Source organism: Lentilactobacillus otakiensis DSM 19908 = JCM 15040, assembly GCF_001434145.1.
Classification (GTDB): domain Bacteria; phylum Bacillota; class Bacilli; order Lactobacillales; family Lactobacillaceae; genus Lentilactobacillus; species Lentilactobacillus otakiensis.
Genome location: NZ_AZED01000014.1, coordinates 536,633 through 560,124 on the forward strand (window position 1 = coordinate 536,633; position 23,492 = coordinate 560,124).

Annotated in this window: 22 protein-coding genes; all 22 read right to left on the reverse strand. The window is 43.3% G+C overall.

All coding sequences use genetic code 11. The annotated features are described in order from the left end of the window. Positions 1-22: 22 nt before the first annotated feature. A complete protein-coding gene (locus FD05_RS10175) occupies positions 23-1,027 on the reverse strand; it encodes a gluconeogenesis factor YvcK family protein (protein WP_020280034.1) in 1,005 nt (334 codons plus the stop codon). After that, positions 1,027-1,911: an RNase adapter RapZ gene (gene rapZ / locus FD05_RS10180; protein WP_020280033.1), complete on the reverse strand. Its 885-nt coding sequence runs from the start codon at positions 1,909-1,911 to the stop codon at positions 1,027-1,029. Before rapZ ends, FD05_RS10175 begins: the two co-directional genes overlap by 1 nt. Positions 1,912-2,108: 197 nt before the next feature. Beyond that, positions 2,109-4,985 carry an excinuclease ABC subunit UvrA gene (uvrA, locus tag FD05_RS10185; protein WP_020280032.1) on the reverse strand — a complete coding sequence of 959 codons (2,877 nt, stop codon included), beginning with the start codon at positions 4,983-4,985 and terminating at the stop codon, positions 2,109-2,111. 20 nt (positions 4,986-5,005) lie between these two features. Further along, positions 5,006-7,012, reverse strand: coding sequence for an excinuclease ABC subunit UvrB (gene uvrB / locus FD05_RS10190; protein WP_039932262.1), 2,007 nt, complete (start codon positions 7,010-7,012; stop codon positions 5,006-5,008). Positions 7,013-7,135: 123 nt separating this feature from the next. Next, the gene (locus tag FD05_RS10195) at positions 7,136-7,786 is read right to left on the reverse strand and encodes a YfbR-like 5'-deoxynucleotidase (protein ID WP_020280030.1); all 651 of its coding nucleotides are present in this window, start codon (positions 7,784-7,786) and stop codon (positions 7,136-7,138) included. A gap of 87 nt (positions 7,787-7,873) precedes the next feature. Beyond that, complete coding sequence (trxB, locus tag FD05_RS10200; protein ID WP_020280029.1) at positions 7,874-8,827, reverse strand: thioredoxin-disulfide reductase; 954 nt, start codon at positions 8,825-8,827, stop codon at positions 7,874-7,876. 78 nt (positions 8,828-8,905) lie between these two features. Further along, a complete protein-coding gene (galU, locus tag FD05_RS10205) occupies positions 8,906-9,802 on the reverse strand; it encodes a UTP--glucose-1-phosphate uridylyltransferase GalU (protein ID WP_020280028.1) in 897 nt (298 codons plus the stop codon). 22 nt (positions 9,803-9,824) lie between these two features. Continuing rightward, a complete protein-coding gene (locus tag FD05_RS10210; RefSeq protein ID WP_020280027.1) occupies positions 9,825-10,841 on the reverse strand; it encodes an NAD(P)H-dependent glycerol-3-phosphate dehydrogenase in 1,017 nt (338 codons plus the stop codon). 27 nt (positions 10,842-10,868) lie between these two features. Beyond that, the gene (gene lgt / locus FD05_RS10215) at positions 10,869-11,702 is read right to left on the reverse strand and encodes a prolipoprotein diacylglyceryl transferase (protein WP_020280026.1); all 834 of its coding nucleotides are present in this window, start codon (positions 11,700-11,702) and stop codon (positions 10,869-10,871) included. 12 nt (positions 11,703-11,714) lie between these two features. Further along, entirely contained in the window at positions 11,715-12,737 is a 1,023-nt protein-coding gene (gene hprK, locus FD05_RS10220) for an HPr(Ser) kinase/phosphatase (RefSeq protein ID WP_191980508.1), read from the reverse strand. 56 nt (positions 12,738-12,793) lie between these two features. Further along, positions 12,794-13,141: a phage holin family protein gene (locus FD05_RS10225; RefSeq protein WP_020280024.1), complete on the reverse strand. Its 348-nt coding sequence runs from the start codon at positions 13,139-13,141 to the stop codon at positions 12,794-12,796. After that, positions 13,142-13,471, reverse strand: coding sequence for a PspC domain-containing protein (locus FD05_RS10230; protein WP_039932256.1), 330 nt, complete (start codon positions 13,469-13,471; stop codon positions 13,142-13,144). It abuts the gene before it with no gap. An 88-nt stretch (positions 13,472-13,559) separates the two neighbouring features. Continuing rightward, complete coding sequence (gene phoU / locus FD05_RS10235) at positions 13,560-14,216, reverse strand: phosphate signaling complex protein PhoU (protein ID WP_020280021.1); 657 nt, start codon at positions 14,214-14,216, stop codon at positions 13,560-13,562. Between the two features lie 11 nt (positions 14,217-14,227). Further along, the gene (pstB, locus tag FD05_RS10240) at positions 14,228-14,986 is read right to left on the reverse strand and encodes a phosphate ABC transporter ATP-binding protein PstB (protein ID WP_020280020.1); all 759 of its coding nucleotides are present in this window, start codon (positions 14,984-14,986) and stop codon (positions 14,228-14,230) included. A gap of 11 nt (positions 14,987-14,997) precedes the next feature. Then, positions 14,998-15,813: a phosphate ABC transporter ATP-binding protein PstB gene (pstB, locus tag FD05_RS10245; protein WP_020280019.1), complete on the reverse strand. Its 816-nt coding sequence runs from the start codon at positions 15,811-15,813 to the stop codon at positions 14,998-15,000. Between the two features lie 10 nt (positions 15,814-15,823). Beyond that, positions 15,824-16,714 (reverse strand): phosphate ABC transporter permease PstA, encoded by an 891-nt coding sequence (gene pstA / locus FD05_RS10250; protein ID WP_020280018.1) that lies wholly within the window; start codon positions 16,712-16,714, stop codon positions 15,824-15,826. Continuing rightward, on the reverse strand, positions 16,711-17,640 hold the full coding sequence (gene pstC, locus FD05_RS10255; protein WP_020280017.1) for a phosphate ABC transporter permease subunit PstC: 930 nt from the start codon (positions 17,638-17,640) through the stop codon (positions 16,711-16,713). The genes pstA and pstC overlap by 4 nt, the downstream gene beginning before the upstream one ends. Before the next feature lie 2 nt (positions 17,641-17,642). Then, positions 17,643-18,527 carry a phosphate ABC transporter substrate-binding protein PstS family protein gene (locus FD05_RS10260; protein ID WP_039932253.1) on the reverse strand — a complete coding sequence of 295 codons (885 nt, stop codon included), beginning with the start codon at positions 18,525-18,527 and terminating at the stop codon, positions 17,643-17,645. Positions 18,528-18,720: 193 nt separating this feature from the next. After that, entirely contained in the window at positions 18,721-20,109 is a 1,389-nt protein-coding gene (locus FD05_RS10265; protein ID WP_020280015.1) for a sensor histidine kinase, read from the reverse strand. Continuing rightward, positions 20,096-20,821 carry a response regulator transcription factor gene (locus tag FD05_RS10270; protein ID WP_020280014.1) on the reverse strand — a complete coding sequence of 242 codons (726 nt, stop codon included), beginning with the start codon at positions 20,819-20,821 and terminating at the stop codon, positions 20,096-20,098. The genes FD05_RS10265 and FD05_RS10270 overlap by 14 nt, the downstream gene beginning before the upstream one ends. A gap of 10 nt (positions 20,822-20,831) precedes the next feature. Next, the gene (locus FD05_RS10275) at positions 20,832-21,992 is read right to left on the reverse strand and encodes a PDZ domain-containing protein (protein ID WP_020280013.1); all 1,161 of its coding nucleotides are present in this window, start codon (positions 21,990-21,992) and stop codon (positions 20,832-20,834) included. Positions 21,993-22,309: 317 nt separating this feature from the next. Next, positions 22,310-23,432 (reverse strand): peptide chain release factor 2 gene (prfB, locus tag FD05_RS10280; protein WP_152436145.1). Its coding sequence is split into 2 segments (ribosomal slippage): positions 22,310-23,353 and positions 23,355-23,432, totalling 1,122 coding nucleotides; the frame shifts between segments, so codons are not numbered across the junction. Between the last annotated feature and the right edge of the window lie 60 nt (positions 23,433-23,492).

The window sequence follows — 23,492 nt, forward strand, 5'->3', positions numbered from 1 at the left end:
CTCCTTTTCTGCGTGAACAGTCTTACTTGTGATCGTCCAATGAACGACCTAATAAATTGATCAATTCATCGGCAACTTCTTGCCCGTTATGGAATGCACCGCGGTCTTTCAACTCCAAAAAGTCAGCCGAAATAACTCGACAGCCCATTGCCCGTAAACCAGCAAAATCATGCTTGACCGGCTGGGACACTTCATTCCATTTTTTATGATCGATGTACTCGGCCGGAACCTCTTTAATATTCACTAAAACAGTATTAATGAAATTCATGCCCAGATGGCGGTTTAACACGCGAACGTGATCCGCCTCTGTAAAGTTTTCGGTTTCACCTTTTTGCGTCATAATATTACAAATATAGACGATGTCTGCACTGGTGCGACGCAGGGCTTCACCAACATTTTCGATCATTAAATTAGGTAAGATGCTGGTAAACAGACTACCAGGTCCGAGGACAATCTGATCAGCGTTCATAATCGCGTCAATCACCTGTTCCACAGCTTCCGGTTTATGAGAGTCATCAGTAGTCTCCACCCAAACGCGTTTGATCAATTTTCCCGCAGCAGTGATTTCAGACTCGCCGCTCATTCTTGTCCCGTCGCTAAACTCAGCGTTTAACTCTAATGGTTCGTTGGCCGCTGGATAGATATGACCATCAACTTTAAGCATTTGACTCAATAATTGAACTGAGTCAAAAATGCCGCCTTTCATTTCTGAAAGAGCTGCGATGATCAAATTACCTAACGCATGCCCCGCAAAGAATTGGTCGGAACTCTTGAACCTGTATTGGAACAAATCCAAATAGAGTTCTGGCATCTCGGACAATGCCACCATGACATTTCGAATATCTCCAGGTGGAACAACGTTAATGTAATTTCTAAGGATTCCTGAAGAACCCCCATCATCGGCAACTGTGACAATCGCAGTGATGTCGACGTGCCGGTTTCGCAAATTTTTGAGGATAACCGGCAGACCCGTTCCTCCACCAATCACGACGATCCGCGGTTGATGTGTATGAAGTGCATCAAGCATCAGTTACCCTCCTTTGTTTTATGTCGATCAATGTCACGATGAGTAATGTTGACCGGATACTTATCTTTTAAATCGTTTGCCAGTCGTTGGGCAATCGCAACAGATCGGTGTTGCCCACCCGTGCAGCCGATGGCAACTGTCAGACTGGCTTTACCTTCTTTTTGATAACCAGGTAGCGTGAATTCCATCATGTCCAAGAGCTTTTCATAAAATTCTTTAGCACCCTCGGAATTCATGACATAATCCCTCACTGGCTTATCAAGACCGGTTTTGTAACGCATTTTGGCATCATAATACGGATTCGGCAAGAAGCGGACATCCATGACGATATCGGCATCTAGTGGCAACCCGTACTTGAAACCAAACGACATGACTTCCACGTGAAATGTGTGGGTTTCATCAGTCGATTCGAAATTATGAAAGACTTCTTCACGGAGACGGCGTGGTGCCATATTGGTCGTATCAACAACCAAGTCGGCAGCCTGTTTGACGTTAGCCAGCAATTCCCGCTCTTTCTTAATCCCATCAATCACCCGACCATTGCGTGCAAGTGGATGGGCCCGGCGAGTTTCCTTGTATCGAGAAACTAACTTTTGATCAGACGAATCCAGAAAAATAATATCAACATTGTTGTCATCATTTTTCCTTAAATCATCGAACATATCGATGATTTCATCATAAAAGACCTGTGAACGCAGATCCATCACTAACGCAATTTTATTAATATCCCGCTCCATGTGGATTAATTCTTTAAATTTTGGCAGCAGCGTTGGTGGCATGTTATCAACACAAAAGTAACCTAAATCCTCAAAGCTTTGCATTGCAACAGTCTTACCAGCGCCACTCATTCCAGTGATAATGACGAATTGGTTGTTAACAGCCATAGTGATTTCCTTTCGTATAACGAACTTTAAACAGTATAACATACCGGGCGTGTCATGTGAACAGAGTGTGCTGAGTACCAACCGGCGGCGCAACCACTGAGCGAGGCAGGCCGTGACCAAGTCGTTGTCATAACAAAACCTAACCAAAAAAGCCGTCCAAACGAAAATCGCTCTGGATGGCTTCATAGATTTAAGCCTTATTTACTGGCTTTAACAGCCTGCTTTTCAGCTTGCTTCGTCAATTTCTTGTCCCGTTCCAGGACAGGCTTCAAATACTGCCCAGTATAGCTTTCAGGCACTTTCACCAACTGTTCGGGTGTTCCAGTAGCAACGATGGTTCCCCCACCATCGCCACCTTCAGGCCCTAAATCAATCAGATAATCAGCACTCTTAACCACGTCCAGATTATGTTCGATGATCAAAACTGTATTGCCTTGATCAACCAGCTTTTGAAGGACACCCAACAGGCGCCGAATGTCTTCGCTGTGAAGACCAGTGGTTGGCTCATCCAAAATATAGAAGTTTTGGCCATTCGCCTTCTTATGCAATTCAGAAGCCAGCTTCATTCGTTGGGCTTCCCCACCAGATAAAGTTGTTGCGGGTTGACCCAAATGAACATAACCCAAGCCAACGTCTTTAATCGTTTGAAGTTTTCGTGAAATCTTTGGAATCGCGCTGAAGAAATCAACTGCTTCATCAACAGTCATATCAAGCACGTCAGAAATATTCTTACCTTTATATTCAACTTCCAAAGTTTCGGCATTGTATCGTTTGCCATGACAAACTTCACAAGGGACATAGACATCCGGCAAAAAGTTCATTTCAATTTTTAAGATGCCATCGCCATGACACGTTTCGCAGCGACCACCCTTAACGTTAAAGCTGAATCGGCCCTTCTTGAAGCCACGGAGCTTCGCGTCATTGGTGTTCGCAAATAAGCCTCGAATATCGTCAAAGACGCCTGTATAAGTTGCCGGGTTTGAACGCGGTGTTCTACCAATTGGTGTTTGATCGATGTCGATAATTTTTTCAATGTTTTTGTAGCCGGAAATGGATTTATACTTTCCGGGCTTTTCAGAATTATGATTGAGTTTCTGGGCCAAGGCTTTCTTCAAAATATCATTGACCAAGGTTGACTTTCCTGAACCTGAAACACCGGTGACAACCACCATCTTGCCCAGTGGAAAATCAACCGTTAAGTTCTTCAGATTATTTTCAGCAGCTCCAGTTACCCGAATCTTCTTACCATTCCCTTTGCGACGTTTGTCAGGAACTGGAATGAATCTTTTACCAGACAAATACTGACCGGTAATCGATTCAGGCACCTTCTCAATGTCTTCAGGCGTTCCAACAGCCATGACCTTACCACCCTGCTGACCGGCACCGGGACCGATATCCACAATATAGTCGGCAGCCCGCATGGTATCCTCATCATGTTCGACAACAATCAAGGTATTACCCAAATCACGCATCTTCTTCAAAGAAGCGATCAACCGATCATTATCTCGTTGATGTAAGCCAATCGAAGGTTCATCAAGGATATAGAGAACGCCAGTCAAATTCGAACCAATCTGAGTTGCGAGTCGAATTCGTTGTGCTTCTCCACCAGATAATGTTCTCGCAGAACGAGACAACGTTAAATAATCCAAACCTACATTTCTCAGAAAAGTCAGTCTGTCGGTAATCTCCTTAATAATTGGTTTGGCAATCATCGTGTCCTGCTCACCAAAGGTTAAGGAACGGAAAAAGTTGAGTTCAGCAGTTACATCCAGCGCAGAAATTTGGGCCACATTATTCTTGCCAACTTTAACGGCCAAGGCCTTTCGGTTCAGCCGATAACCGTGACAAGTCTGACAAGTCAATTCAGTCATGTACTGGCTGAGATTGTCCCGGGTGAAATCACTGCTGGTATTGTGGTAACGGCGATCAACATTGTTAATCACCCCTTCAAATGGGCCATCAACATCGCGAATGCCACCAAAGTCACTCTGGAGAACAAAGTGAAATGACTTTGTCTTCGATCCATACAACACAAAGTTCTGTTGTTTCTTGGACAATTTGTTGAAGGGAACATCCATGTTAATCCCTTCAGCTTCACAGACCTGCTTAAGCATATTGGGATACCATTTAGAACTAGCAGAATTCCACGGTGCTAAAGCCCCTTCAGCCAATGTTTTCGTTCGATCAGGGACAACCAAGTCTTCATCAACTTCCAACTTCATCCCCAAACCGTCACAGTCAGGACACGCGCCGAGCGGTGAATTAAACGAAAATAGCCGGGGTTCCAGCTCTCCAACTGTGAAACCACAAATTGGGCAAGCGTAGTGTTCAGAAAACATCAGCGGATCACGTTCACCAAGAAAATCAGCAACCGCATAACCGCCACTTAATCTAAGCGCAGCTTCAAGTGAATCGGATAGCCGGTTGTTAATCCCATCCTTCACAATAATTCGATCGATAATAATATTAATATCATGACTCTTGTTTTTATCTAATTCAGGCACATCGTCAATGTCATAAGTTTCACCATCGACTTGGACACGCACAAAGCCTTCACGCTTAATCTTTTCAAAGATTTTCTTGTGTTGGCCTTTTTTACCCCGAACAATGGGTGATAAAATCTGCATCTTTGTTCTATCAGGTAACTTCATCACTTGATCAATCATTTGGTCAACTGACTGACTGGAAATCACCGACCCATCATTAGGACAGATGGGGACGCCAACTCTTGCCCATAGCAGGCGAAAGTAATCATTGATTTCAGTGACAGTTCCCACCGTTGATCGCGGATTCTTGGAAGTTGTTTTTTGGTCAATTGAGATTGCTGGGCTTAACCCATCAATTGAATCAACGTCAGGTTTGTCCATTTGGCCCAAAAATTGTCGGGCATATGATGACAAACTTTCAACGTATCGTCGTTGACCTTCCGCATAAAGCGTATCGAATGCCAGTGAACTTTTCCCTGAGCCGGACAGTCCGGTCATGACAACCAATTTATCTTTTGGAATTGTCACGTTCACATTTTTTAAATTGTGGGCACGTGCCCCACGGATGACGATCTTATCCATTGCCAATATGCATAATCTCCTTTAGATCACTTACTCATTTGTCCCTTTAATTCAATAATTGTATCACGCAAAGTAGCGGCTTGCTCAAAATCAAGTTTCTTGGCGGCATCACGCATTTCGTCAGTCAAACGAGCCAGCATATCCTTTTGATCTGTCTTATTCATTTGTTCAAAATCGCTCTCCACAAAGTCATCTTTCTCACCAGAATCGTCTGATCCCTTGGTAACCGAGATTAATGAACGGATTGGTTTAACAATCGTGGTTGGCGTAATGCCATGCTTCTTGTTATATGCAATTTGAATTGCCCGTCGGTGAGCAGTCTCGTCAATCGCTGCTTGCATCGAATCCGTCACGGTATCAGCGTACATGATTACGGCCCCATGTTCATTACGGGATGCCCGACCGATTGTCTGAATCAATGACCGTTCATTACGCAGAAAGCCTTCCTTGTCGGCATCCAAAATGGCAACCAAAGAAACTTCTGGAACATCGATTCCTTCCCGCAACAAATTGATTCCGACAAGAACATCAAATTTTCCAAGTCGCAGGTCGCGAATGATTTGAGTTCGTTCCAGAGTCTTAATATCAGAATGAAGATATTTAACCTTAATTCCTAAATCCTTCAAGTAATCGGTCAAATCTTCAGCCATTTTCTTAGTCAAAGTGGTGACAAAAACTCGTTCATGCTTATCAACCCGTTTGTTAATTTCACCAACTAAATCATCCATCTGCCCCATAATTGGGCGAACATCAATTGTTGGATCCAATAATCCGGTTGGCCGAATGACTTGAGTGACAACATCTTTGGTCTGATCCATCTCATATGGACCGGGAGTTGCCGACATGTAAACGACTTGGTGAACGTGCTGCTCAAACTCACTCAAAGTTAACGGACGGTTATCCAGTGCACTTGGCAGCCGGAAACCGTAATTAACCAATTGTTGCTTCCGAGCTTGGTCACCATTGTACATCCCGCGAATTTGCGGCATGGTTTGGTGAGACTCATCAACTACCATCAGGAAGTCATCAGGAAAGAAGTCCAACAGCGTAAATGGTGGTTGACCAGGTTTGCGGCGATCCATGAATCGTGAATAGTTTTCAATCCCACTGGTGTAGCCCATTTCACGCATCATTTCAATATCATAAGTGGTTCGTTGCTTGAGTCGTTGAGCTTCCAGCAACTTGCCTTCCTTCTCAAACTTGGCAACTTGTTTTTCCATCTCATCTTTAATTTCAGGTAAGGCGACGTTCATAACGTCGTCACTGGTCAAGAAGTGGGTCGCCGGAAAGATCGCGATATGGTCGCGATCACCAATCACTTCACCGGTTAAGGTATCAACTTCGCGAATCCGATCAATCTCGTCACCGAAAAACTCTATTCGAAAGGCGTGTTCATCCCATGATGCAGGAAAGACTTCGACAATGTCTCCATGAACTCGGAAACGGCCACGTTGGAAATCAATATCATTTCGATCATATTGAATGTCAACCAACTGACGTAAGAAATGATCCCGTTCAATTGTCTGACCGACCCGCAGCGAAACCACGTGATTTCGGTATTCGGTTGGGTCGCCTAATCCAAAGATAGATGAAACTGAGGCCACAACAATGACATCGTTTCGTTCCAACAATGAACTGGTGGCAGAATGTCGCAATTGATCAATTTCATCATTAATGGCCGAATCTTTTTCAATATAAGTGTCACTGGAAGGCACATATGCTTCTGGTTGGTAGTAATCATAGTAACTAACAAAGTATTCAACAGCGTTGTGGGGGAAGAACTCTTTGAACTCGCCATACAATTGGCCAGCCAAAGTCTTGTTATGTGACAAAACCAGGGTGGGCTTGTTAACCTGGGCAATGACATTGGAAATTGTAAATGTTTTCCCAGTCCCAGTGGCTCCCTTCAAAATTTGGGCCTTTTTGCCCTCATTAATTCCAGCAACTAACTTCTTAATTGCATCGGGCTGATCACCAGTTGGCTTGTATTTGGATACTAAATCAAATTTTCGATCTTCTTCACGTTCAATCAACTTCAAATTCCCCCTGACCTAAAACCAGAATGACACAACATAAAAGGGCTGCAAGCAAAATCATGTTTTGTTTCAGCCCACTAACAACGCTATTTTACCATACGAACATACTTTCGCCAACGATTATTCCTTGGAATTGTCTTCCTTTTTTAAAACTTTTCTAGTAAGACGTCTCAACTTATCTTGAGTTGTAAAGTTTTCAGCGAGCATGTCTGGAATAACTTTTGTCAAAACATACTGTACACAATGCATGTCACGATATTCAAGCATTGTTGACAAACTTTCCTTATACATTTCGGGATAAACTTCTTCAGGATTCCCCTTTTGAATTTCACCAAAAGATTCATATAGTAAATCCACTTTATCAGCAACCGCTAATATTCGGCCTTCCAACGAGTCGTCCTTACCCTCTGACAAGCGGCGGCGATAGGCATTCTGAAACTCTTCAGGAATTTCATTTTGAACAAAGTTTTCCGTGAGTTTGTCATCAACATCAGCCAGCATTGATCGCAAAACTGGGGTCGCATACTTCACCGGCGTCTTAATGTCGCCGATGAAACGCTCAGTGTAATCATGATTCAGTGCCTTTTCATACAAACCACGCCAGTCCACTTTTTCGCCAGCATTTTCCTCCACATCACCCAAAAATTGAGCAATCTCGGTGACCTTAAATGAATGGGCGGCAACTGAATGCTGCTCGAATTTAAAGTATCCTGGTGCCCGGTTAATCAATTCCAGTTCATCTAAGCTTTCCAAATATTGATGCATTCCCATCGATAAATCCCCCGTTCTTTTCATAGCAAAAGGGGCCGCTGACAAAACAAGTGTTTAGTCACGGCCTCCTTCAAATTGATTATTAAATTAGTTTTGTGAAACACTAGACTTTGCTTTGTCACTCAATGATTCAACGTATTTGAATGCTTGTTGGCCGGCAATTCCACCTTCACCAACAGCAGTGGCAATCTGGCGCAAATCTTTTTGACGGACGTCACCAATCGCGTAAATTCCGGGAATGGCAGTTTCCATTTGATCATTGGTCTTAATCCAGCCATCTTTGTCGGTAATCTTCAAATCCTTGAAGGCATCTGTCATTGGTAACAAACCAACGTAGATAAAGACACCTGAAGTATCAACGACTGATTCCTCGTTGGTTTGATTATTCACGACTTTGACACCAGTGACTTTGTTGTCATCACCCAGTACCTCAGTGACATTTGAGTTCCAGACAAAATCAATCTTGTCGTTCGCAAATGCACGGTCTTGGATAATCTTTTGAGCACGCAACTGGTCACGACGATGAATAACGGTCACATGGTTGACGATTCCGGACAGGTATGAAGCCTCTTCAATAGCAGAATCACCACCACCAACAACGACAACATCCTTGTTCTTAAAGAATGCACCATCACATACGGCACAGTAGGAAACACCCTTGCCACCGTATTCATGTTCGCCGGGAATTCCTAACTTTTTATACTCAGAACCAGTGGCAATGATCACCACTTTGGCCTGAAGTTCTTCTTCATCGGTTTTGATGAGCTTGTAATCACCGTGATCCTCAACGGCGCTCACAGTACCATACACATATTCAGCACCAAAATTAATTGAACTGTCATACATATTTTGAGCGAGATCTGGACCCATGATTGATTTAAAACCAGGATAGTTCTCAATGGCGGCTGTGTTATTCATTTGGCCGCCGTAGATTCCCCGATCAATCATTGCGACAGACAGGTTAGCTCGTGAAGCATATAAAGCCGCCGTCATTCCGCCGGGGCCGGCACCAATAATCACGACATCATATTGTTTAGCCATATGGATCCTCCCTTTACTATCAAAATTCGTTTACATGTTAATTTACTATGAAAAAGTAAGCTTGTCCAGTAGAGACACTTACTTCTTTTTGTCTTCTTCGGTTAATTGGGCACCTAAATCCTTCAGGTAGCTTCGCAAACCATCCGAAATTTCTGGGTGACGAAGGCCAAAAATGATATTAGTCTTCAACCAGCTTAATTTGTTACCGGTATCGAATCGTTCACCTTTAAATTCGTGCGCAAATACCCGTTGTGTTTGGTTCAGGGTATCAATTGCTGAAGTTAATTGAATCTCGCCTGTCTTATCAGGTTTGGCATGCTCCAAAATGCCGAAAATTTCCGGTGTCAGCAAGTATCTGCCGATAATTGCTAAATCACTAGGCGCTTTTTCAGGAGTTGGCTTTTCAACAAACTTCTTAACGTTGAACAGTCCTGGACGAACCTCTTCAGACGGATCGATCACGCCATATTTTGAAATATCTTTATGGGCGACTTTCTTAACAGCTAACGTTGACGCACCAGTCTGCTGATAGCTTTCCATGAGTTGTTTGGTCAATGGAACCTTATCCTGCATAACATCATCACCAAGCATGACCACAAATGGTTCATTGCTGATAAAGCTGCGGGCAGTATAGATGGCATCCCCTAAGCCACGGGGATGTGACTGACGAATGAAGTAAATGTTCATGTCATTGGTCTTCCGGATGGTTTCCAGAATTTCATTCTTGTGACGTTCTTCCAAGTTCATTTCCAATTCAGGATTTGAATCGAAATGATCCTCGATGGAACGTTTACCCTTGCCAATGACAATCACGATATCTTTAATTCCGGCCTGTTTGGCTTCCTCAACAATAAATTGAATGGTTGGCGTATCTACAATTGGCAGCATTTCTTTTGGTAAAGCTTTGGTTTCTGGTAAAAATCGAGTCCCTAATCCTGCGGCAGGAATAACCGCTTTGGTTACTTTCCTTGTCATATTGAACTGCACCTTCTCTTTATTATTCAATCTCCGAACGGCCTTCACGGGTCATCAGTTGATTAATGGTTTCTTTAATATCGGCGTTATCGTACAACACATGATAGATAGCTGAAGTGATTGGCATATCAACACCACGTTTCTTAGACAATTCATACGCTGCCCGAGTCGTGGCAATGCCTTCGATCACCATACCCATGTTGTTAACCACTTCATCCAAGGAGTGGCCTTTACCTAACTCGTTACCAGCCCGCCAATTACGCGAGTTAGTACTGGTGGCGGTTACAATAATGTCCCCAACACCTGATAGCCCAATAAAGGTCAATGGGTTGGCGCCAAATGAAGTCCCCAAACGGGAAATTTCAGCCAGGCCACGCGTCATCAAGGCTGCCTTGGCATTGTCCTTGTATCCTAATCCATACAAAGCACCAGCACCAAGGGCAATGATGTTCTTCAATGCAGCCCCGATTTCAACACCAATCACATCATCACTGGTATAAACCCGGAAATAGTTATTCATGAACAAGCCTTGAATTTCTTCAGCAGCTTGCGCATTGTCACTGGCAACAGTGACCAATGTGATATCGTGAGTCACGACATCTTCAGCTTGACTTGGTCCTGAGAGAACTGAGATTGATTTGCGATTCTGAGGATCAATTTCCTGTGCGAGAACCTGAGATAATCTCAAGTAAGTTTTTTCTTCAATTCCTTTTGAAGCATGAATAATGTTGACTTTTTGATTCCGATCAGCCAAAATTTCTGCAACTTGTTTGGCAACAGAACGGGTTACTTGGGTAGGAACGACGAATAAAATGTAATCAACACCATCAATTGCATCCTTCAGGTCATTGGTTGCAACCAGTGAGTCGGCGAATGTGAAATTCTTGATGTATTTTGTGTTGGTATGCTCTTCGTTAAGTTCCTTTACTTGTTGTGGGTTATACGACCACAATTTAACGTCTGAACCATTTTCATCCAATAGGCTTGCGAGGACGCTTCCCCAAGAACCTGCACCAAGCACTGCAACTTTTTTAGCCATGATAAATCTCCTTTATTCAATAAATGATCAATTAGTTGTTAATTTTGAACCTTCTAAGTACCAAGGGTTATGCGAATTGCGGCGACGATAGATGATTAACCCAATCGCACCAACAAATAAGATGATTGACAGAATTTGTGAAACTCGCAGACCGCCTAACATTAAACTATCAGTCCGCATTCCTTCGACGAAAAATCTGCCAAAGGAATACCACATCACGTATGTCAGGAACACCTCGCCTCGTTTGAAGAAGTGTGGATTATGCCGTAACGTCACAATCACCGTGAACCCCAGCAAACTCCAAAGCGACTCATACAAAAACGTCGGCTGACGATAGGCACCGCTGATATACATTTGGGTAATGATGAAGTGTGGTAGATGCAACCCCTGCAGGAAACTTAATGAGGTCACTTGGCCAAAGGCCTCCTGATTCATGAAGTTACCCCAGCGACCAATGGCTTGTGCCAAAATCACTGTCGGCGCTGCGACATCCAACATCAACCACACCGGAATGAACCGGTGGCGACAGAACAGGATCACAACAATCATCGCCCCAATCAGGGAACCATAGATGGCAATTCCACCATCCCAGATTTTAATAATTTCACCGGGATTGTCTTTGTAGTACGACCACTGAAAAATGACGTAATACAAACGCGCACAAATCAAAGCTGCCGGCAGCGCCCACAATATCATATCATAGATGTCGTCTGCTTTAATACCACGTTTGTCGCCTTCTCTAACGGCAAGCCATACCGCTAAAATGACACCGCTGGCGATGATAATACCATACCAATGAACTTCGATTGGCCCTAAGTTAAAGGCGATCGGATTCAGGGCCAGGCTCAATAAATTTACCAAAATAACGATCTCCTATTTCTTATCTGAATCTTTTTTGTGATCATCGATGAGATCTTTATTTTTCTCCTCAACGTGTTCCTGTTCTTCTTTATGCTTTTCATCATTTTTACTATTCACTTTAATCAAGTTGTTCAAATTGCGGTCAAAGGTTTCCGTTGCATCGTATCCCATGCTCTGAGCACGGAAGTTCATGGCCGCCGCTTCAATAATGATTGCTAAATTCCGACCAGTTCGAACTGGAATGGTAATTTTAGGAACATCCACATCGAAAATGTGAACGTTTTGCGTTCCATTTCCTAAGCGGTCGAATTTGGCTTCTTTAGTGTAGTTTGCCAAGTGAATAATCAAGGCAACCTTTGTCTGACTCCGAACGGCTCCGGCACCAAACAAGGTCATCACATCAATGATTCCGATCCCACGAATTTCCAATAAATGACGGAGAATCGCAGGTGCCGTGCCCATCAGGGTTTGCTCATCTTGTTGATAAACTTCAACCCGGTCATCAGCAATTAACCGGTGACCACGTTTAACCAGTTCCAACGCAGTTTCACTTTTACCGATCCCACTATCACCGGTAATCAGAATTCCCAGTCCATAAACATCAACTAGGACACCATGGAGGGACTTTCTCTCGGCTAATTTATCCTCCAAATAGTTGGTCATGTTACTGAGAACCCGAGAGGTCGTCAGCTTGGACCCCAAGACTGGGATGTGCTGCTCTTTAGCTGCTTCCAGAAGTTCCTCAGGTGGATCCAATTGCGTAGACACAACAAAAGCAGGCGTCTGCGGTTGACACATTTGCTTCATAACATCGAGGAGGTCATCGTGAGACATCCCCTTAGAGTACGAAATTTCAGTAATTCCCAACAGTTGAATCCGTTTGACAGGATAATAGTTAAAGAAGCCGGTTAGCTCCAAGCCTGGTCTGGAAATGTCTGCGGTCGAAATTGACCTCTCTTCAAGGTATTCCTTTCCATAATAGACATCCAATCTGGCGTTTTTAACTAAATCAGCCACCGTTACACTTTCAGTCAAGAACATCCCTCCTCAGTTAATCACTATAATTTTATCACTTTGCGCTTAGCAAGTCCTTATGGCTTGCGGAAATATTCAGCAATAATCCAACTGACAATCGACATTAGGATTGCGACCAAGATAGCCATCCAAAATGAAGAAAATCGAAAGTCAGCACCAACAATGACCGCAGTCAACTCAAGCATGAGACCATTGATCACAAAAGTAAATAACCCAAGCGTCAACAGATTGATTGGTAAGGATAGGATGGTGATAATTGGTCGTACCAGCCAGTTCAATACTGCCAGCACTACTGCTGCAATAAATGCAATTGCGACACTGGCAACGTAAAAGTTCGCCGGAAAAAAGCCGCTGATTGCCACAAACAAAATGGTATCCACTAAAACGTTGGTAAGAAATCTCAATTATTGACCCCTTTTCTGGTCATCATGAACGTCTTTTTCTTCAACGTTATGAATCACTTTTCTGGATTTGTCAGTAGAAGTTCCGCTCGAAAAAGTGGACTTAAGTTGATCAAATGTAGACCCAGAGCGAGAATCATCACTGGGAATCGTAAACATCATGACAATATAGCCGATGATTGCGACCACATTAATGCCTGGTGTAAATGCCAAGACCACGTACAAGATTCGAACTAACGTTGAGTTCCAATTCAAGTATTCTGATATTCCGCCAAGAACACCCGAAATCACTCGATTAGTGGCTGAGCGCCGTAATTTCTTATTAGTATTCATCCTCATGCCTCCACATTAAAACTTCTAGCTTAAGATTATCTAAAAAAGGCACTGCAATCAAGTATGCAGTGCAAAATATCAACCATTCTTAATTTAATTCAATGATTTTTCCGGTTGCGAGATAAACAGTCCACTCACATATGTTAGTGCTGTAATCACTCACTCGGCCCAAATCTTTGGCGACGTTCAGGTAAATAATGGCAGAACTCACAATTTCTGGATTCTTGGCCATTGCCTGGTAGCTTGGCGCAGCAATGTCATTATAGAGTTCGTCAATTTTTTTATCATAAGACTGTGCCGTCTTTTTAGCCTTATCTTGATCTGCGTCGCCGTATGATTCAATTGATTTATCGTATTGTTGACTAACTTCTTGCGCCATCGTTGCGATAATTTCCTCAACTGAAGCAATCCGTTCTTTGCCTTTAATGTCAATCACTGATCTGGCAACATTTCGAGCGTGGTCGCCAGCCCGCTCCAAATCAGTGACAGCCTTTAAGATCCCGACAACTTCTCGAAGATTCCCCGTCACCGGTTGGTACAAGGCAATCATTTCAAAGGAACGTTTTTCAATATAAATCTGCAAGTGATTAATGTCATGATCGTTGGTAATCACCGCCTGTGCTTTTTGAATATCATGGTCGACAAACGCTTGGCCAGCATGCGTAACTGCTTCGCCAACAAGTGCCCCCAATTTCATAAAATCTGCTTTCAAAGTGATGATTTCTTCATCAAAAACTTTCCCCATAAGCTTCTCTCCTATCCGAATCGTCCGCTGACGTAATCCTCGGTTTGCTTCTCGTCAGGATTAACGAACATTTTAGTTGTGTCATCATATTCAACCACTCTGCCTTCCATAAAGAACGCTGTCTTGTCCGAAATTCGGGAAGCTTGCTGCAGATTGTGGGTAACGATTATTATTGTATAATCTTTTTTTAATTCAAGCAAAGTATTTTCAATCTTGGCACTGGAAATTGGGTCCAGCGCACTCGTTGGCTCATCCATTAAAATCACAGAGGGCGAGACGGCTAAAACACGCGCAATACAAATCCGTTGCTGCTGACCGCCAGAAAACGATAAAGCATTGTCATATAAATTATCCTTCACTTCATCCCAAACTGCGGCCTGTTTCAAACTGCGCTCAACAATTTCATCGAGTTTTTGTTTGTCACGAATACCAGCAATTCGCAGGCCATAAGTAATGTTGTCATACACTGAAAATGGGAAAGGATTGGGCTGTTGGAAAACCATCCCAATGGATTTTCTTAATTCTACCAGATTAGTTTGGGGAGAATAAATATTTTCTCCGTGAAATTGAACTGTCCCAGTAATTGTCACCCCATCAATCATGTCATTCATTCGATTTAAGCATCGCAGAAAAGTTGATTTTCCACATCCAGACGGTCCAATTAAGGCAGAAATTTGGTTGGGTTGAAAATCCAAATGAATACCATAGAGCGCTTGAAAATCACCATAGAATAAATCCAGGTTGTCTGCTGAAATAATTGGTTCTGCCATTTTTGCTCCTCCTAACCAAAGTTTCCTGATACATAATCATCGGTCATCTGCACTTTAGGGCGCGTGAAGACCTTTCTGGTTTTATTGTACTCAATTGCCTCACCCATGTTGAAAAAGACCGTGTAGTCGCTTAATCTGGCTGCCTGCTGCATGTTATGGGTCACGATGATAATCGTATAGTCCTTTTTGAGCTCTCGAAGAGTCGCTTCCAGCTGCTGGGTCGAAACCGGATCCAAGGCGCTCGCCGGTTCATCAAGCAATAATACATCCGGTTGAACGGCCAGAGCACGGGCAATACAGACCCGTTGTGCTTGCCCACCTGATAAGGATAATGCACTCTTATTCAAACTGTCTTTAACTTGATCCCAAACAGCGGCTTGCTTCAAAGTCGTTTCTACGACTTGATCCAAGGTCTTCTTGTCGTGAATGCCGCGCCGTTGCAATGCAAATGTCACGTTATCATAAATCGACTTTGCAAATGGATTGGGTCTCTGAAATACCATCCCAATCCGGCGACGAACCTCATATACGTCAATCTTGGGCTGATTGATATCAACACCCTGATAGAGGATTTCGCCCTTCACGGTTGCCACTCCATCGTTCATCCGATTAAGTGCCCGCAAAAAAGTTGATTTCCCTGAACCGGAAGGTCCGATCAATGCGGTGATGGTGTTCTTTTGGAACTGCAGATCCGCATTGTGCATTGCCAACGTCTTGCCATAATAAATCTCCAAATCCTTTGTTTGCATGGTGATTTCAGTTTCTTCGGGATTGAAATCGTAAATAAAACGTTTTGGTTTGTTATTTAATCCTACTGTATTTTGCATTTCATACCACCTACTTTACTGAAGTCATACGTTCAAAGACTTTGCGACCAATGTAACGGGCCGATAAATTAAATATCAGGATTGCCAGCACGAGGACCGCAGCTGAACCGGAAGAGACTTGGGTCAGATCCGGCATGATCCCTTCTGAATTAATTTTCCAGATGTGGACCGCCAACGTTTCCGCCGGACGCAGTGGGCTCAGGGGACTATCGATGTTGAATGGATTCCAATCCCCAAAGTTTAACGCCGGGGCACTCTGCCCTGCTGTATAAATCAAGGCAGCGGCTTCACCGAAAACCCGACCGGAACAGAGAATAATTCCGCTGATAATTCCAGGCAATGAGGCCGGTACCACAATATGGATAATTGTTTCGTACTTGGAAAGTCCCAACCCCAGGCCACCCTGGCGCTGGTCGTCAGAAACATTTGATAATGAATCTTCAATGTTTCTGGTTAATAACGGCAAGTTAAAAATCGTCAGGGTTAACGCACCGGAAATAATGGAAAAGCCATAGTTAAACTGAACCACAAACAGCAAGAAGCCAAACAGCCCGACCACCACCGAAGGCAGTGAACTCAAAATTTCAATTGACGTCTTGATGGTTGAAGTAAACCAGTTATCCTGGGCGTATTCATTCAGATAAATTGCGGCACCAAGCGCAATTGGTAAGGAAATCAGCATTGCCAGCAATAACAGATAGAATGAATTAAATAGCTGAATGCCGATCCCGCCACCAGCGTTAAAGGCTTTTGCCGGTGAAGTTAAGAAGTGCCAACTAACATTTGGCAAACCGGTGATAAAAATGTAGCCGATCAGAAAGGCGAGGATTAAGACGACGAATCCAGCGACTGCCTTTAAGCAAGCAATGGCAAACCGACTTTGTTTTTGAGTTCGATTCATTTCTTAAACGCCCCTTTCCTGCCGATCATGTGAACCAGTAAATTGAAGAATAGTGACATGACTAACAGTACCAGTGCCAATGACCAAAGCGCATCATTTTGCAGCGAACCCATCACGGTATTCCCCATTCCGGCAGTTAATACTGATGTTAAAGTGGAAGCCGGCGAAGTCAGGTTCTGTGGCATTAAGGCGGCATTCCCGATGACCATCTGGACTGCCAGTGCTTCACCGAATGCCCGAGCCATCCCGAAAACGACTGCTGTTAGAATTCCAGGAGTGGCAGCTCGGAGAACCACTTTCCAAATTGTCTGCCACTTGGTTGCACCGAGCGCTAACGAGGCTTGTCGATAGAATTGCGGCACACCTCTCAGTGAATCAACTGTCATTGAGACGATCGTTGGTAAAATCATGACAAACAAAACAAAGGTTCCGGAGAGGATGCCAAAACCGCTGCCGCCAAAAGTATTCCGAACGAACGGTACCACAACGGAAAGTCCAATAAAACCATAAACCACAGAAGGAATCCCAACTAATAGTTCGGTAACAGGCTGAAGAATTTTAGCGCCGCGTTTAGGAGAAATTTCTGTCATATAGACTGCAGTTCCAATCGCAAATGGCGTTGACAATAACGCAGCCAAAATGGTGACCAAAAACGATCCGACAATCATTGGTAATGCCCCAACCGCTTGATGACCAGCTGGCGTCTTGGTGCCAGGATTCCACAAAGTCCCAGTGAAGAAGTCTTTAACAGAGACGCCATCTTTGAAGAAAGTGGCGAGGCCCTTGCTGGCAACAAAAACAATAATTCCAAGTACAATTGCCATGATGAGCAATAAGGCTGAGAGACTTAGCAGATGGCCAAAACGTTCATAACGTGCAGTTTTGGACTTTTTCATCAGTTGTTTGGCTAACTTTTGATTTTGCACTGTTATTCCCCCGATCCTTTTGTGATTTTGCCTTGCCAGGTTCGCTGGTAATGCATATCTTTGACAGAAATGTAGCCCAATTTATTAAACAGGGTCGTTTGAATATGATCGTTTTTAAGATAAGCCAAGAACTTTTTAGTTAACCCGGTTGGTGCACCTCGCGTATAAATATGTTCATAGGACCAAATTTTCCATTTGTTATCCATGACATTTTTTTCGGTTGGCTTAATCCCGTCAACCCTTAATGGATGGATACTCTTATTGAAATAGCCAAAGGATACATAGCTAATCGCACCAGGTGTTGATGACACGATCTGACGAACTGTTCCTGATGAATCTTGTTCTTGTGCAGTCGCACTTTCGTGGCCTTTGAGCCCATATTCCTCAAAGGTCACTCGCGTTCCGCTTCCCTGAGAACGATTAATCAATGTGATCGGCAAGTTTGGTCCCCCAAGCTGTTTCCAATTGGTATATTTTCCTGTAAAAATGGCAATCAGTTGCGCTGTACTTAAATTATTGATGCCGACCTTGTCGTTGGTAATTGGGGCAACCCCAACTACGGCAATCTTATGATCGACCAACCCTTTTGGATTGATGCCGGCCTTTTCTTCAGCGAACAAATCTGAATTTCCCATTTGGACGGCACCGGATTCGATCTGACTTAATCCAGTACCGGATCCGCCACCCTGAACGTTGATAAAGATGCCGGCGTGATCAGCAGAATACTGTTCACTCGCAGCTTCAACCAGCGGCTGCAACGCCGTTGATCCCACGGCGGTGATTGATTGTTGGTTAGTCGAGGTTTTACTGCGGGCATTGTAGGCACCAATTCCAGCAACAATGATGACCAAGCATAGTAGCAACTTATAAATTGTCCGTTTTCGCATCTCAATTCCTCCTTGAATCTTCATTTTCAATTGTATTAAATCAATGTAAATATTTGACCGGGCAAATGTAAAAGTTTTGTAAATGGATAATGGGGTGTCTAATCAATTTTTGTCCAAAACACAAAAAAGCCGGGAATTTCCCCGGCTTAACTTACTTTTTAATTGTAAATATTTCGTTGAAAACCGGCAAAGATTAGCCTTTGTCTCCAGTTTGGTCATCGTCTTCAACAATTGGGAAGTTGACGGTAAACGTTGACCCGACGCCCCGCTGGCTTTTAACGTCAATCGTTCCGCCAACTGCGTCAACCATTTCTTTAACAATGGAAAGCCCTAATCCGGTACCGCTCACTTTTTGCTTGGTTCGTGAGTCATCTGCCCGGTAAAACCGCTCGAATAACCTTGAAATATCCTTCTGGGCAATCCCAATTCCAGTATCGGAAACATGCAGCTGCCAAAAACTATCGTTTGCCGTATATTCAATATTAACTTCACCATTCGGCCGATTATATTTAACTGCATTGCTAACCAAATTCCTGAGAATTCTGGTTAATGTTGTCGTGTCGGCGGTCACTTCAACATGTTCCGGTATTTTGTTGTTGATCGTTACGTGATTCCCTGACGTCATCGATTTGTATGACTGTAATTCAGAATTGATAAAGTCATGTAATCCCAGAGGTTTGTAATTGTAATTCGTACCATTTTGAATGTGTGAAATTGTCAGAACATCCTGGACTAAGGATGCCAATTGATCGCTTTGCTGATCGATGATTTTGAGAAATTCCACGAGGCTCTTTTTGTCGTCCATCGCCCCGTCCAACAGTGTCTTGGTAAAGCCTGAGATTGCTGTAATGGGTGTCTTTAATTCATGGCTGGCATTCCGCAGAAAGTCAATCTGCATTTGCTTAACGTTAATAATGTCTGAAATATCATACATAATGACAAGCACATGGAAATCATTCTCAAGCCGATTAAACACAACACTGGTGTCCCAAGTAACTGATTTCGCGCCAACGCTTTGAACTTCTTCTTGTTGAGATTTGTGATTGTTATAAACATTCTCAATGAGTGAAAGCAGCTGATAATTCCGAATATCCTGGGTATAAGGATGGACTTGAGTGAGGATATCTCGACCAAGCATCACTGACATCTTGTGGTTGGCAAAAATGACATCGTGGGTTGAATCAATTACCATGACGCCGACCGGTAGACTTGAAAGAATGGTGATCAGTTCTGCGTTGCTGTTGCGAATACTTTTTCCTTCGTCCTGTTGGCGACTTTGCAGCTCATTAAGCTGATCGGCAACCCCTTTTAACGGGTTATCTGGCTCGACAAACAGTGGCGCTGCAGGTTGATGATCAACAATATTAGCAGTCATTACCTGAAGTTGTTTAAGTAACTTATCGTGTTGCCGATATTCAAGCATTAAGACAATGCAGGCACTTGCGTCAGCGAACAGAAGCAAGCCCGCTAAATCCACCCAGCCATCATCTTTTGTCATAAAACCACAAAAGAGCATGGCCAAGGCGGCAATGCTCAAGATCACAACTGTTAAGATTTGTTTGTAAATTTTACTCAGCATCATCATCCCCAGTAGAGAATTCGTACCCAAATCCACGAACAGTTTTTAAATACTTAGGTTGTTTAGGATCTGGCTCAATTTTTTCTCGTAAATGGGCAATCTGGATATCAACCATTCGACTTTGGCCGGAATAATCAAATCCCCAGACCCCCTGGAGTAATTGGTCACGACTAAGGACTTGATTTTCATGACTCACCAGATATTGCATGAGCTCAAATTCTTTGGGCGTTAACTTGAGATTCTTAGCGTCCACGCTGACTCGATATTTTTTGTGGTCAATTGTAAATGGACCAGTCGTCTCAATGCTCTTGGTGGACTTGGACGTTGACTGTTCTTCAGTGGCAGAACTTTTCTCATACCTTCGCAGAACGGCATTGATCCGAGCGATCACTTCTCGAGGACTAAACGGCTTTGGAATATAATCATCGGCGCCCATTTCCAAACCAAAGACTTTATCAAATTCAGTATCTTTAGCAGTAAGTAAAATCACCGGCGTATCATTTCTATCCATCCGCAACTGTTTGAGGACCTGTTCGCCGCTCAATTGGGGCAGCATTAGATCCAACAAGACGATATCAAACTGGCCATTTTCAGCCATTGAGAGTGCGTCAACACCATTAGTGGCACTTTGCACCTCAAAATTGGCCTGCTTTAGATTGTATTCCAATAAAGTAACAATTGCTGGTTCGTCGTCAACTACAAGCACTTTTTTCACGATAACCCTCCTAATGACTAAGCTTTGTATACGTTTTGACGCCAATCTCGTGTGGCGAGTTTTTGAAAATTGCGGATTCGGTTATTTTGAGCTGATCGTTTCGATCGCGTACTTTGAATCGACAATATGTCGAGTTGGTACTCAGCGCTCGGTAAAACTCGTCTTCATTGGAAATCTTAATACCATTAACTTCTAAAATAACATCGCCAACTTTAAGATCCATCTTAGCGGCCGGCGTTTCCGGTTGAATGCCGATCACGCGGACCCCATCCATGACTTCACTGTATTCAAAGGTTTGCTGGTTATCAGCATGTTTGGCTAATCCCAACACAAGGTAGTAGCCCAGTAGTAAAACCACAGTTGCCGGTAATATCAATTTGGGGACAAAGTAGCCGGCAATTGCCAAACAGACCCCAACTCCAGCGATCAGATACATTGACTTGCTCAATTTCTTCAAGAGTTCTCGAGGAACGCTTCGTTTAACAGTAAACTTGAGCCCGATCAGAATTGGGACCAACAAAATGGCGTAGAAATGATGATTAACTTGGAATAATGGCATAAACGGAAAACTGGTATGGAACCAATCTCCCGGAACAAATAGCAAGAATGGGAAAATCGTCAGTTCATTGAATTTATAAACAGCCGTTTTATTATTTCGCTGATTGCGAACCAACGTTGGTGAATCAAAACGGCCACCATTGACATTAACAAATACCGCTGTTGTCAAGATAATCACAACGAATAAAATCAAACTGTTAATCGGATCAACAGCCGCTGAATGGATCCCCATACCGGCAAACCAATTTAAAATTGGCTTTAATTGAGAAATATTTGGCATCAACAATGTCAAAATACTTGTAACTCCGGCGATTGTGACCGAAAGCAGCCACCAAGGAATTAATACTAACCCAATCAGCATCAATCCTTCGTAAACGATCAACCATTCAAGTGAAATGCTCAAAAAGCCACCCAGAATGATTGACGCCAAGATACCAAAGATCAGCCCCATTCTGACAAAGTGCCGACCTTCATAAAAGTCATCATAAATCGCGGAATTAAAGATACCCCGTTCTTTTTTCAGTCGGTTAATGTGGATTAAATAACTGCGAATCACCCCAATCCACAGCGCCGGTTGTATGATAAAAAATCCAAAAGCTATTAAATATTTCATTATGTCTTCCTCACCAATAATTATAAAGCTAGTATATCATTTATTCCCTGTCGGTTTAAGGTGTTTCGAAAGTATGCGTGATTGGGTGGGCCGTGATCAAAAACGCTGAGCGTCAATTTGTGGTTTTGGTTGGTTGTCGATGAACTCTTGTTACCCCATTTAACTTAGCCGAAACGTGCTTCGCAAGCCAGTTTTCGAGGACGGCTCCGACGCCCCTGATCCTTTCGCTCAAAAAAATAGTCGTCAGGATAAACAAAAATCGTTTATCCCGACGACTATTTACTTGATGCTCGGAATCACCCGGGGCTTGTCGCCCACTACTCTGGGTTCTTCTTACTCAACTGCCACTGCAGATAGGCGTTGATAAACGGATCCAAGTCGCCATCCATCACACCACTAACGTTGGCTGTTTCGTAATTGGTCCTGTGATCCTTAACCATAGAGTAAGGATGAAAGACATAGGAACGAATTTGAGAACCCCAACCAATATCTTTTTGCTCACCCTCGATTTTGGCCTTTTCTTCAGCCTTCTTCTCTTCTTCACGCTCATACAATTTTGATTTCAACATGTTCATTGCTGTTTGTCGGTTTTGCAGCTGAGATCTTTGGGCTTGGCTGGCAACCACAATTCCAGTTGGAATATGGGTGATTCGAACAGCTGATGAAGTTTTGTTAATGTGCTGGCCACCAGCACCGCTTGATCGATAGACATCAACTCTCAAATCATCTGGATTGATATCAATTGAGACATCGTCATTTAGTTCAGGCATCACATCAACCGACGCAAATGAAGTGTGTCGACGACCTGCTGAATCAAACGGTGAAAGCCGGACCAACCGATGGATGCCCTTTTCTGAACGGAGATAACCATATGCATTTTCACCACTAATCAGAATGGAAACACTGTTTAATCCAGCCACATCACCGACCTGATAGTCCAACGTCTGAACGGTAAAGCCATGCGCTTCAGCCCACCTGGTGTACATCCGCAGCAACATTGAGCCCCAGTCTTGGGCTTCTGTACCACCGGCTCCAGGATGGATTTCAAGAATTGCGTTGTTATGGTCATACTTACCATTCAGCAGTAAATTAAGTTGATAACGATCTAATTTAGATTTCAACTGTTTTTCGTTAGTTTCAAATTCGCCTTCCATCCCTGAATGCGAATCTTCGGTAATTAACTCCAAAGTGACTTTCAAATCATCAAGCTGATTCTTCAACGTGACAAAACTATCGCGTTTGTTTTTTAATTGATTGGTTTGATCGATCAATTTCTGGGCTGACTCCTGGTCATCCCAAAATCCAGGTTCAGCCATCTTCGACTCATTGATGGCGATGCTTTCACTCAAGGCATCAAGGTCAAAGTGACCTCCTAAAGCCATTGATGGCTTTTTGCATTTCAGCGATTTGTTTTTTTGCTTCACTTAATTCAAATGACATAATATTCTCCTCTAATTACTCTAAATTCAAAGAAAGAATCCAAACAATCGTAATTGCCGG

Bases quoted from the DNA above. Each gene is read 5' to 3' on its own strand.
- FD05_RS10175 (WP_020280034.1), bottom strand. From the start codon at position 1,027: ATGCTTGATGCACTTCATACACATCAACCGCGGATCGTCGTGATTGGT.
- rapZ (WP_020280033.1), bottom strand. From the start codon at position 1,911: ATGGCTGTTAACAACCAATTCGTCATTATCACTGGAATGAGTGGCGCT.
- FD05_RS10195 (WP_020280030.1), bottom strand. From the start codon at position 7,786: ATGGGAATGCATCAATATTTGGAAAGCTTAGATGAACTGGAATTGATT.
- trxB (WP_020280029.1), bottom strand. From the start codon at position 8,827: ATGGCTAAACAATATGATGTCGTGATTATTGGTGCCGGCCCCGGCGGA.
- galU (WP_020280028.1), bottom strand. From the start codon at position 9,802: ATGACAAGGAAAGTAACCAAAGCGGTTATTCCTGCCGCAGGATTAGGG.
- FD05_RS10210 (WP_020280027.1), bottom strand. From the start codon at position 10,841: ATGGCTAAAAAAGTTGCAGTGCTTGGTGCAGGTTCTTGGGGAAGCGTC.
- FD05_RS10230 (WP_039932256.1), bottom strand. From the start codon at position 13,471: ATGAATACTAATAAGAAATTACGGCGCTCAGCCACTAATCGAGTGATT.
- phoU (WP_020280021.1), bottom strand. From the start codon at position 14,216: ATGGGGAAAGTTTTTGATGAAGAAATCATCACTTTGAAAGCAGATTTT.
- pstB (WP_020280020.1), bottom strand. From the start codon at position 14,986: ATGGCAGAACCAATTATTTCAGCAGACAACCTGGATTTATTCTATGGT.
- pstB (WP_020280019.1), bottom strand. From the start codon at position 15,813: ATGCAAAATACAGTAGGATTAAATAACAAACCAAAACGTTTTATTTAC.
- pstA (WP_020280018.1), bottom strand. From the start codon at position 16,714: ATGAATCGAACTCAAAAACAAAGTCGGTTTGCCATTGCTTGCTTAAAG.
- FD05_RS10260 (WP_039932253.1), bottom strand. From the start codon at position 18,527: ATGCGAAAACGGACAATTTATAAGTTGCTACTATGCTTGGTCATCATT.
- FD05_RS10265 (WP_020280015.1), bottom strand. From the start codon at position 20,109: ATGATGCTGAGTAAAATTTACAAACAAATCTTAACAGTTGTGATCTTG.
- FD05_RS10275 (WP_020280013.1), bottom strand. From the start codon at position 21,992: ATGAAATATTTAATAGCTTTTGGATTTTTTATCATACAACCGGCGCTG.